Below are 10638 nucleotides of genomic sequence, written 5' to 3' on the forward strand. Positions count from 1 at the left end.
GACTTCGAATTCCACGCGATCACCCTCGTCGAGCGTCCGGAATCCGTCGGCCTGAATGGCCGAGTAGTGGACGAAGACGTCGGGCCCTTCGGTGGATTCGATGAATCCGTAGCCCTTTTCCGAGTTGAACCACTTGACGGTGCCGACTGCCACGGCGCACTCCCTCAGCACAGGATCCGTCGGCCTTCTCTGCCCCGGCCGGCGGTTTCGAGTGCAGTTCACGCTACCCGAATTACCGGCGTCGGCAATGCTCAATTCGTCCCAAGGTCATCCGCGAGAAAGCCGCCTATTGCGCGCTTGCACGAGGACGCGTCCTGGTCCCGCGAAGTCCAGCGCGAGCCCTTCGCCGGTGCGGACCGACTGCGGGCCGGACTGGTCGACCGCGCGGAGACGGCACTGCACGGTGTCCGGATAGGCCAGCAGGAAGTCCGGCCGCACGGTGACGAGTTCGCCCGCGGTGAGTTCGAAGGCGTCGACCGGGCCCTGCGCGGCCAGTACGAGCGGACCGCTTCCGCTGTAGTGCTCCAGGAAACCGGAATCGGCGCCGAAGAGCTTCTGCAGCGGCGCCCAGCCGGGATCGTGCCGGACGGTCGCCGGCCGGGCGAGGATCGCGTCCCGGCTCACGCACCAGCCCCCGCCGCCGTTGAACTCCAGCGGGTAGACGTCGCCGGCGGCCAGCGGCGCGAAGTCGATCCAGCCGCCGCCCTCCGGTGCGTTGAACACCGACGGGGCGGCCTTGCCCGCCCGCGAGCCGCCGCGGGACGGGACGGTTTCGGTGATGCCGAAACTGCTGGCCAGCATGGTGTCCCCGGCGGCCTGGACGGCTTCGCCGGGGGACAGCAGCACGCGTGCGACCCCGAAGTTCGGGGTGTGCCTCGTCTGGACCCGCATGCGGTCAGCGGGAGGGGACCTGGGCGATCACCCAGGCGGACAGCGCCGACGGGTTGCGGGTCTGGGTGAGCAGCTGGCCAGGCCCGGCGAAGTCGAAGACGAGGCCTTCGCCGCTCTTCATCGACTGGATGACGCCGGTGGCGACCTTGCGGATCTGGTACTGCACGGTGTCGGCGAACGCGACGACGTGCCCGGTGTCGATGGTGATCACCTCGCCCTGCTGCAGGGTCACCGTCTCCAGCGCGCCGTAGCAGGCCACGACGAGCGGGCCCTGTCCCGTCGCGTGCGTCAGGAAGCCGCCCTCGCCGCCGACGAGGTTCTTGAGCCCGCCCCATTTGGTCTCGGTCTGCACGCCGTGGGAGGACGCGAGCCACGAACCGCGGGTGACGCACCAGCCGGTGCGGCCGTCGAGGTTGATGATCTGCATGTCGCCCGGCAGGTTCGCGGCGACGTCGACCCAGCCGCCGTTCTGCGGGGCGGTGTAGGTGGAGATGAAGAAGGATTCGCCGGAGAGGAAGGCGCGACCGAGGCCCTTCATGATGCCGCCCTGCGCCTGGGACTGGACCTGCACGCCGTAACTCGTCGCCATCATCGCGCCCGACTCGACCTGCGCCGGCTCGCCCGGGGCGAGGATGAGCCTCGCCACCGCGAACGATGGCTGGTGACGGATCTGAACCTGCATGTCTTCTTCTCCCCGGATGGTCGTTGTGACGCGCAGAGTCTTGCATGCGGGGCCCGAGGCGGGAGGATGGTCCGGTGATCTCCGTCGACGCCCACCGTGAGACCGTCACCGGCCTGCTCGGAAACGCCCCCGTCATCCGCCTTCCGCTCGCCTCCGCCGCCGGGCTCGTGCTCGCCGAGGACGTGCGCGCGGGGGTTTCGCTGCCGCCGTTCGACAATTCCGCGATGGACGGTTACGCCGTCCGCGCCGAAGACGTCGCGGAGGCACCCGTGACGTTGCCGGTCGCCGAGGACATCCCCGCGGGCCGGGTCGACAGCACGAAGCTGGAGCCGGGCACCGCGCACCGGATCATGACCGGTGCCCCGCTGCCGCCCGGTGCCGACGCGGTGGTGATGGTGGAGCACACGGACGGCGGCGTGACGGACGTCCGGATTCTCAGGACGGCTGTCCTGGGCGCGCATATCCGGCGTCGAGGCGAAGACGTCGTCGAGGGCACCGTGGCGCTTTCGGCGGGAACGGTGCTGGGCCCGGCGCAGCTGGGGCTGGCGGCGGCCGTCGGGCTCGCCGAGGTTCCGGTGTACCGGCCGCTGAAGGTGCTCGTGGTGTCGACCGGGACCGAACTCGTCGACGCGCCGGAACCCTTGCGGCACGGGCAGATCTACGAGTCGAACAGCATCATGCTGGCGTCGGCGATCCGTGCGCTCGGCTGTGAGGCCGAGGTCGTGCGCAGCGTGGTCGACGACGTGGACGAGTTCCGCGCGGTGATCGAGCCGCGGCTGGCGGAGGCCGATCTGCTGGTGACGTCGGGCGGGGTGAGCGCGGGGGCGTACGAAGTGGTGAAGGACGCGCTGACCGGGCAGGGCGTGGAGTTCCGGAAGGTCGCGATGCAGCCGGGCGGGCCGCAGGGCTGCGGACGCTGGAACGGCGTGCCGGTGGTGACGCTGCCGGGCAATCCGGTGAGCGTGCTCGTGTCCTTCGAAGCGTTCCTGCGGCCGGCGTTGCTCGCGGCGATGGGACACACGGGGGTCGACCGGCAGCGGGTGCGGGCCCGGCTGACCGAGGCGATGACCTCCCCCGCCGGACGGCGCCAGTTCCGGCGGGGCTTCTACACGCATTCCGAAGGCGAGGTCACCGGGATCGTCGGTCCGCGCGGCGGGCCGGGCTCGCATCTGCTGGCGTCGTTCACGCAGGCGAACTGCCTGATCGTGCTGCCGGAGGACGTGGACTCGGTCGAGCAGGGCGACGAGGTGGACGTCCTCCTGCTCTGACCTGCGTTTAGCGGGCTGAAGGGTGTCTCCCGAACTGAAGTGGGCAGGTCAGGCGAGGACACGCGTGCGCGCTTCGAGAGACACGGCCTAAACGCGATCCGTCGGGAAGTCGCGGCAGCGGCCGACCGGGGTGAACAGCAGGACGAAGACGGCGACCACCTCGAGCCCGGCCATCAAGCCCAGCGTCTGCCGCACGCCCGCCGTCTCGCCGAGGATCCCGCCGAGCAGGCCGCCGAGCGCGACCGCGCCGAAGCTGAGCACGGACGAGCTCGCGGTGACCCGGCCGAACATCGCCGCCGGGACGTAGCGCTGCCGGAAGGTGGCGTTGAGGACGTTCGAGCCGACGACGCCCGCGCTGACCGAGAACCCCGCGGCGACGAAGAAAGCGAGCCCCCAGCCGCCGTTCGCCAGCGGGCCGAGCAGCATCATCAGCGCGCCGAACGCCTCGCAGAGCACGAAGGCCCGCGCGGTGCCGATCCGGGCGGCGAGTTTGCCCGACAGCGCGGCACCGAACACGCCGCCCGCGCCGACGAGCGCGAGCACGAGCCCGGCGGTGCCCTCGCCGACGCCGAGATCGCGGACCAGGAACACGACCTCGATCGACTGGTAGCCCATGAGCGCGACGTTCGAGATCGCGCCGAAGACCGCCAAGACGCGTAAATACGGGTCGTGGACGACGAAAACGAGGCCGTCGCGGATATCGTCACGCAGCCGCGAACGCGTCTTCGCCGGGCGTTCGGGCTCCCGGTGGCGGATGGATCGCAGGCACAGCACGGAGATCCCGAAACTGACGGCGTCGGCGAACACCCCGGCGACGGCGCCGAACCAGTGCGCCAAGAGCCCGGCGAGCCCGGGTCCGCCGATCTGCGCGGCGGATTCGCTGCCCTGCAGCTTTTCGTTGGCCTCCTGCAGTTGGTCCTTGTCGATCAGCGAAGGCAAGTACGCGCGATACGCGACGTTGAAGAACACCTTCGCGACGCCGCCCGCGAAGGCGACGACGATCAGCTGGGTCATGGTGAGCAGGCCGGCCCACGCCGCGACCGGGACGCTCAGGAACACCAGCATGGAAATGCCGTTGCACACCAGCATGACCGGGCGTTTCGGCCGTCTGTCGACCCAGGCGCCGGCGGGCAGGCCGATCAGCAGCCACGGCAGCCAGGCGGCCGCGGTCAGCAGCCCGACCGCGAACGTGCTCGCCCCCACGGTGACCACCGCGACGAGCGGCAGCGCGACGACGGCGATGGAACTGCCGAGCACGCTGGTCGTCTCGCCGGTCCACAGCAGCCGGAAATCTCTCGATCGCAGCAGTCCGCCGCGTTCGCGGGTGGTCACGGGCGGGCCGGGACGGCGCGGGTGGCGATGAAGACGGGGCGGCGTTCCTGGCCGTCGTCCGGGATCTCGCGGCCGCTGTAGGACTTGATCAGCTCGTGGACCTTCTGTTCGAGCTCGGCCAGCTCGGCGACCGACATCTTCGCCCAGCTGTCGGTGGCGAAGGCGGCGCGATGCCATTCCTCCGGATAGGTCTCGCGTTCGGCGAACCATTGGCGCGCCATGGAAACCTGGCGTTCGAGGGCGAGGGATTCGGCGGCGGCCGCGACCGGGTCGTCGGGGAAGTCCGAAGGCGACCAGGAAACCGCGTAGCCCACGCGGCGCCACCAGCGCTCGCGGCGGTCGCGGGCGAGTTCCGGTGCCTCCTCGACCAGATCGCTGGCGGCCAGCACCTTCAGGTGATGACTGACGTTCCCGACCGCCTGCCCGGTCCGTTCGGCGAGCACGGAAGCCGTGGACGGGCCGTCGAGGCGGAGGACGTCGAGCAGGCGGCGCCGCAGCGGATGCGACATCGCGGCGAGCACCTTCGAATCGTGGACTTCGTGGACTTCGCGATCGGCCATAACGCACAACAGTAGTTGCACAAGGGTTCTTGCGCAATGTCTCTTGTGCATATGCCGTCGGCATTGGACCTCTGGCTCGAGGACGGCTAGCGGGAGCGGAACGCGGCGTAGGCGGCCATGAGGAGCAGGAGGACGAGGAGCCCGAAGCCGCCGAACAGGACGGTGGCGGCGGCGCCGTTCATCGGGATGACGATGGTGTCGTCCGGGGTGCGGCAGGTGACGGCGATCGCGGACCCGAAGGTGACCTCGGCCGTACTCGTGCCGGCGTCGCCGAGACCTCTTACGCAGGCGCGCTGGACTTCGAAGAATCCGATGATCCCCGCTGTCACGACGGCGACGAGGATCGCGATGGTCCAGCCGAAGACAAGCACGACCACGACGCGCGCCGGGTTACGGCCACGCCGTCGCGACGAACCGCCGCCGGGGACTTCGACGGTGTAGTTGTCCGAATGGACGAGGATTTCGGACGGCTCGGGTTTCTCCGGTTTCATCGCTGATTACCGAGCGGGCCGCCCTCGAACCACTCGTCGTCGCCCACGGGCTCCCTTCGCTCACGTTCCCGCCTGCTCGCCGGAGCGCGTTCTGAGATGTTCTGTTCGACCTTGCGTTTGAGCTCCGGAGTGTTCTCGAGTTCGGCGGCGAACTCGGCGACATCGAAGTCGAGGAAGTTCGCCGCCTTACGCGCGGCCTCGTAGGCGCTCGAGATCTCGTCGGTGAGCCATTGCTCCGCACCCTCGTACAGGGAACCGGGTTTGATGTGGACGCGTTTGAGCCTGCCGAGCAGATCGACCGACGCGGTGACCGCTCCGCTCCTCGACGTCCCTTTGAAGTCGCTGAACAGCGCGAGTTCCGGATTGTCCTTGATCTTGCCGAGGCGGCTCTTCATCAGCTCGGCGGTTTCGATGCCGTCCTGCGGATCGGTCATGATCTCATCCTCCGATCAGGGAGCACTGGTGTTGGCCGAGTTCATCGTTTCGGTCGCCTGCACCGACGCTTCGGTCAGCGCCTCGATCTTGGCCTGCTCGTTGCTGTGCATGGTCCACCAGATCGACACGGCACCGACCAGGATGCTCAAGACTCCGATGATGAGCCCGATGACGGCACCGATGCCGGTCCAGCCCGCGACGATCTCGACGATGACCGCGACGATGACCCCGATGATCGACAGGGCGAGGCCGATGATCGCGAGGATGTCGGCGAAGCTGCTGCCGAAGATCTGATCCCAGGCGTCGGCGATGGCCACCAGCGACTTGCCCACGTCCTTGGCCGGGTCTTCCATCCCGGTGATGGCGCCTTTGGTCTTGTTCACCCGTTTGACGTAGGCATTGTTCGCGTCACCGGTCCACGCGGCGCTCTGCTCGTTGGCTTTGGAGAGTTCGGCGACGCACGCGTCGAAGGATTTGCCGACCAGGTTGGCACCACCCTCTCCGCCGACTCCCCACACATCCTGGCCGACAGTGCGCAGCCGATCGGTGTCGATGTCCCGGACCAGGCGCAACGTGTTCTCGACGGAGGGAATCGACTTGCCGTGTTCCTTGGCGAAACTGTCGATCTTACGCGCGTCGGCCAGGACACCCTCGTCGATCAGGTCCTTCAGCTTCATGATCTCCCCCTAAGCACTCGGACGGCCGTTACTTCGGTTCGTGGTCCTTCATCCACTTTTCGACCTCGTCCTCCGTGGCCTGGTACTTCTCCCCCGCCTTCGACACGCCCTCCGCGGTGCCGATGATCGTGACATGCGCGCGGGCGATGAATTTCTCCATAGCCGAGACGACCCCCGGGTATTTGGTGTTGCAGAATTCGGAGAGCTTGAGGACTTTCTCCTCGACCGTCTCCTCGACGTTCTCGTAGGCGCTGACCGACTGGACGGTGAGAAAACCCTCCAGGGTCGCCCGCTGCTCGAAGTCGTTCATCCCCAGCGCGTCACTCGCGCCTTCGAGGATCTTCTTCAAACGCGGGATCTCGTCCGGATCGAGACCGTAACCGTTCGGGCTCATCGAGCTTCCTCCCCTGGCGCGCGACTTCACCGGAGACCCCAGCAGCCGGCGGGTCCCGTCACTCACCTTGGCACACGTCGTGAGCCAAGTCACACTTCCCGCCACGTAACCTCGATGACATGGGTTTCTTCTCGTGGATCGTGTTCGGCGCCATCGCCGGCTGGCTGGCCAATGTCGTGGTGGGCGGCCCGGACCGGCGCGGCGGCTGGCTGTTCAGCATCCTGATCGGCGTGCTGGGCGCGGCGCTGGGCGGTTTCATCTACCGGCTCGCCACCGGCACCGAACGGACCTTCGAGTTCGACTTCCCCAGCTTCGGCGTCGCCATCCTCGGTTCGATCGTGCTGCTCGCCCTGCTGCGGCTGGTGCGCGGCTCCGGGCGGAGCGACTCGTATCGGCGGTGATCAACGGAGTAACCGTTGGTAACGGTTTTCTCGCGAGCGGTGATCAACCGCGCGCGGCGAACTAAAGTGGGATGTTCGCTCGGTTCCAGTGGCCGCGTCCGGGTGCATGTGCCGTCGGGGGGCATATGCATCCGGACGCGCGTGCCTCGGCGATGATCGAGGCGGCGCGGACGGGGTCGACGAGCGGAGGCATCGGCGCCGCCGAAATGTCCCTCTTCCAGGCGCGGAACAACTCGGCGAGTCGCTCGCCTGCGGGGTCCGGGCTGGCGGGCATTCGAGAGTCCTTCAAGGTCTGCTATCGGCGTCAATTACCTAGAGTTATCGCATATTTCGACCTTCCGTTACCGGGATGTGGTCCCTCCCACCCGGCGCGGGGAAACCCTTCCGGGGGAGGCCACGGCCCGGCTCCGGACAGGGCGGTAGCGTGGTGGCTCTTCCTGTCCCGACCCCCCGACACGAACTGCGGTGAACCCGACCAATGAGCGGCAACCGGCCGGAAGCCACTGGTAATCCCCTCGCGCACGCCGTGAAGCTGGCCCGCGAGACCGTTCCGCCGATGCACCCGGCCGGCAGGCCGTTCGTGTTCGGCGGTCTCGCCGCGACGCTGGTGCTGCGGAGGTTCTCCAAGCGCCTGGGCGTCGTCGGCGCGCTCGCGACGGCCGCCACGGCCGCGTTCTTCCGTGAGCCCAAGCGGGTCCCGCCCGCCCAGTCCGGCCTCGCGGTCGCGTCGGCGGACGGTCTGGTCTCGCTGATCGAAGAGGCCGTGCCGCCGCCCGAGCTGGGGCTGCCCGCCGAACCGCGGATGCGGGTGAGCGTGTTCCTGTCGGTGTTCGACGTGCACGTCCAGCGGGTCCCGGCCTCCGGTGTGATCGAGCGGGTCGCGTACCGGCCCGGGAAGTTCCTGTCGGCCGACCTGGACAAGGCGAGCGACGACAACGAGCGCAACTCCGTGCTCATGCGCACCGACGACGGCCACGAGCTCGTCGTGGTGCAGATCGCGGGGCTGGTGGCCCGGCGCATCCTCTGTGAGATCCGCGAGGGTGACAAGGTCGGCGTCGGCGCGACGTACGGCATCATCCGCTTCGGCTCGCGAGTCGACCTGTACCTGCCGCCGGGCAGCAAGGTCCTCGTCTCGAAGGGCCAGCGCACGATCGGCGGCGAGACGCCGATCGCCGAGCTGCCCACGGCGCCGCACCCGGAAGGCTGATCCATGGTCCGCGTGACCACTCCCGGCGTGCGGCTGCTGCCGAACGCCATCACGGTGCTCGCCCTGTGCGCCGGTCTGTCGTCGGTGCAGTTCGCGCTGATCGGCAACTATCCGATGGCGATCGCGTCGATCGGGATCGCCGCGGTGCTCGACAGTCTCGACGGCCGGATCGCGCGGCTGCTGGACGCGACGTCGAAGATGGGGCAGGAGCTCGACTCGCTGTCCGACGGCATCTCGTTCGGTGTCGCGCCCGCGCTGGTGCTGTACGTCTGGCACGCGGAGGGCGAGCGGATCGGCTGGGTGGCGTCGCTGATCTTCGCGGTCTGCATGATCCTGCGGCTGGCGCGGTTCAACACGCTGATCGAGGACACCGAGCAGCCGCCGTACGCGGGCGAGTTCTTCGTCGGTGTGCCCGCGCCCGCCGGTGGTCTGCTGGCGATGCTGCCGCTGATCCTGGAGCTGCAGTTCGGGCAGGGCTGGTGGTCGCACCAGTACGTGGTGTGGGTGTGGACGATCGCCGTCGCCGCGTTGCTGATCAGCCGGATCCCGACGCTTTCGCTGAAGACGGTGAAGGCGCCGCCCAAGGCGATCGCGCCGCTGCTGGTCGGGGTGGGCCTGCTGGCCGCCGCGATCATCCAGTTCCCGCTGGTGGCGCTGGCGATCGCGCTGATCCTGTACCTGGCGCACATCCCGTACTCGGTGTACCGGCACCGCTGGCTGGCGAACCATCCGGAGGCGTGGATGGCGCCGCCGCGGGAACGGCGCGCGATCCGGCGTTCTTCGAGCCGCCGCCGTCTCGGCCTGCGGCCGCCGCTGCGGCGCGTGGTGGCGGGCGCCGCTCAGCGTGTGCGGCTGCAGCGGGGCGAACAGCACGTCGCGCGCGCTCCGCGCACCATCTCGACCGACAAGGACCGGGGCGCGCGACGCCGCTCATGGCGCCGCATCGGCCTGCGGAAACGCTGATTCCGCGCCCATACCGCCCACTCCCAGCCCCCGCCCGTCCCTGGGGGACGGCCCCGCGCCCAGCGTACCGGGGGTGTCCGACGGGACCGGGGGAATCGGGGGCCGAAGGCGGGAGTTGTCCACAAGCGGGTGAGCCTGTGGACAACTTGGGGACAGACCGTCTTGAAGTACATGAAGGCCCCCTNNGCTCGCCGCGCGGCGGCTGGATAGGGTGGCGGGGTGAGCGCACCCCAGATCACGCTGACCGTCCGGCACACCCCGTCCGCACTGGACTCCCGCCGCGGCGTCGTCCGGCTGCACCCCGAAGTCCTCGACGCGCTCGGCCTGATGGCCTGGGACGCCGTCCGTGTCACCGGCGCGCGGGTCAGCTCCGCGCTGGCCGCCCCGTCGGACGGCGAGGGGATCCCGGGCGTGATCCTCCTCGACGACGTCACGATGTCGAACCTCGGCGTGACCGAAGGCTCGGAAGTGGTCGTCGCGCCCGCGGAGGTGTCGGCCGCGAAGACGGTCACCGTGGCGGGCTCGCGTATCGCGAGCGTGTCGCTCTCCCCGCACACCCTGCGGCTCGCCCTGATCGGCAAGGTGCTGACCGTCGGCGACGCCGTTTCCCTGCTCCCCCAGGATCTCGCGCCCGCGCCGGGGTCCGACGTCTCCGCGGTCCGCGGCCAGCTTTCCCGCGCCATCGGCATGACGTGGACGAACGAGCTGCTCACCGTCACCGCCACCGAACCATCGGGGCCGGTCGCCGTCGGACCGTCCACTGTGGTCAGCTGGCGCGACGGCGCCCGCACCGGCGAGGCCGAACCCGCCGCCGCCCCCGCCCGCGCCGGGACGACGCTGGTGCGCAGCACACCTGCCACTCCCCACGAGGATTTCATCGACGCGGAGATCGTCGAAGACGAGCGGATCGACGAGGTCGCCGAGGAATCCGTGCCGCCGCTCTCGGATCTCGCCGGTTCCGAGACCGCCGCGCGCAAACTCGCCGAATGGTTCGACCTGGCCTTCCACCGCCCGGAGCTGCTGGCGAAGCTCGGGACGTCGGCGCACCTCGGGGTCCTGCTGTCCGGGCCGGAAGGCGTCGGCAAGGCGACGCTCGTCCGCGCCGTGGCACAGGCCGAGAAGGTGCGGGTGGTGTCGCTCGCCGCGCCGAACATCGCCGTCCTCGAACCGAACGTCGCCGCCGCGCGGTTGCGTGAAGCGATCGAGCAGGCCACCCGCGACGAAGACCCGGCTGTCCTGCTGATCACCGACATCGACGCGTTGCTGCCCGCGTCCCAGCCGCCGCCGCTCGCGACGGTGGTCCTCGAGGACCTGCGCAAGGCCTTGCGCAGCAAGGG

At 69.3% G+C, this 10638-nt stretch carries 14 protein-coding genes; 5 read left to right on the plus strand and 9 right to left on the minus strand.

Going from position 1 to position 10638, the window contains the following annotated elements:
* The 3 genes from AVR91_RS40505 to AVR91_RS40515 all read right to left on the minus strand — a co-directional run.
* On the minus strand, positions 1 to 153 hold a 153-nt coding region (locus tag AVR91_RS40505), incomplete at its 3' end, for a cold-shock protein (RefSeq protein ID WP_076857547.1).
* 114 nt (positions 154 to 267) lie between these two features.
* Complete coding sequence (locus AVR91_RS40510) at positions 268 to 891, minus strand: AIM24 family protein (RefSeq protein WP_063277719.1); 624 nt, start codon at positions 889 to 891, stop codon at positions 268 to 270.
* 4 nt (positions 892 to 895) lie between these two features.
* Complete coding sequence (locus tag AVR91_RS40515; protein WP_037335581.1) at positions 896 to 1573, minus strand: TIGR00266 family protein; 678 nt, start codon at positions 1571 to 1573, stop codon at positions 896 to 898.
* A gap of 74 nt (positions 1574 to 1647) precedes the next feature.
* Between AVR91_RS40515 and moeA the strand changes: the two genes are divergently transcribed.
* Entirely contained in the window at positions 1648 to 2841 is a 1194-nt protein-coding gene (gene moeA / locus AVR91_RS40520; protein ID WP_063277720.1) for a molybdopterin molybdotransferase MoeA, read from the plus strand.
* 87 nt (positions 2842 to 2928) lie between these two features.
* Here the strand turns inward: moeA and AVR91_RS40525 are convergent, their stop codons facing one another.
* The 6 genes from AVR91_RS40525 to AVR91_RS40550 all read right to left on the minus strand — a co-directional run bounded on the left by AVR91_RS40525 (position 2929) and on the right by AVR91_RS40550 (position 6730).
* Complete coding sequence (locus AVR91_RS40525; RefSeq protein WP_063277721.1) at positions 2929 to 4173, minus strand: MFS transporter; 1245 nt, start codon at positions 4171 to 4173, stop codon at positions 2929 to 2931.
* Positions 4170 to 4733, minus strand: a complete 564-nt coding sequence (locus tag AVR91_RS40530) for a winged helix-turn-helix domain-containing protein (RefSeq protein WP_063277722.1) — start codon at positions 4731 to 4733, stop codon at positions 4170 to 4172. The genes AVR91_RS40525 and AVR91_RS40530 overlap by 4 nt, the downstream gene beginning before the upstream one ends.
* 86 nt (positions 4734 to 4819) lie before the next feature.
* A complete protein-coding gene (locus AVR91_RS40535; RefSeq protein WP_063277723.1) occupies positions 4820 to 5224 on the minus strand; it encodes a hypothetical protein in 405 nt (134 codons plus the stop codon).
* A complete protein-coding gene (locus AVR91_RS40540) occupies positions 5221 to 5658 on the minus strand; it encodes a YbaB/EbfC family nucleoid-associated protein (protein WP_063277724.1) in 438 nt (145 codons plus the stop codon). Before AVR91_RS40540 ends, AVR91_RS40535 begins: the two co-directional genes overlap by 4 nt.
* A gap of 15 nt (positions 5659 to 5673) precedes the next feature.
* A complete protein-coding gene (locus tag AVR91_RS40545) occupies positions 5674 to 6336 on the minus strand; it encodes a hypothetical protein (RefSeq protein ID WP_063277725.1) in 663 nt (220 codons plus the stop codon).
* A gap of 28 nt (positions 6337 to 6364) precedes the next feature.
* Positions 6365 to 6730 (minus strand): hypothetical protein, encoded by a 366-nt coding sequence (locus AVR91_RS40550; protein ID WP_063277726.1) that lies wholly within the window; start codon positions 6728 to 6730, stop codon positions 6365 to 6367.
* 119 nt (positions 6731 to 6849) lie between these two features.
* Here AVR91_RS40550 and AVR91_RS40555 point away from each other — a divergent pair, with 119 nt between their 5' ends.
* The 4 genes from AVR91_RS40555 to AVR91_RS44110 form a co-directional block, all read left to right on the plus strand.
* The gene (locus tag AVR91_RS40555; RefSeq protein WP_063277727.1) at positions 6850 to 7131 is read left to right on the plus strand and encodes a GlsB/YeaQ/YmgE family stress response membrane protein; all 282 of its coding nucleotides are present in this window, start codon (positions 6850 to 6852) and stop codon (positions 7129 to 7131) included.
* A gap of 478 nt (positions 7132 to 7609) precedes the next feature.
* Entirely contained in the window at positions 7610 to 8338 is a 729-nt protein-coding gene (locus tag AVR91_RS40565) for a phosphatidylserine decarboxylase (protein WP_016337612.1), read from the plus strand.
* A 3-nt stretch (positions 8339 to 8341) separates the two neighbouring features.
* The gene (pssA, locus tag AVR91_RS40570) at positions 8342 to 9301 is read left to right on the plus strand and encodes a CDP-diacylglycerol--serine O-phosphatidyltransferase (protein WP_016337613.1); all 960 of its coding nucleotides are present in this window, start codon (positions 8342 to 8344) and stop codon (positions 9299 to 9301) included.
* A 219-nt stretch (positions 9302 to 9520) separates the two neighbouring features.
* The coding region (locus tag AVR91_RS44110; protein WP_228709474.1) for an AAA family ATPase at positions 9521 to 10638 on the plus strand (1118 nt) is incomplete at its 3' end.

It is taken from the genome of Amycolatopsis keratiniphila subsp. keratiniphila (genome assembly GCF_001620365.2).
In the GTDB taxonomy this organism is placed as follows: domain Bacteria; phylum Actinomycetota; class Actinomycetes; order Mycobacteriales; family Pseudonocardiaceae; genus Amycolatopsis; species Amycolatopsis keratiniphila.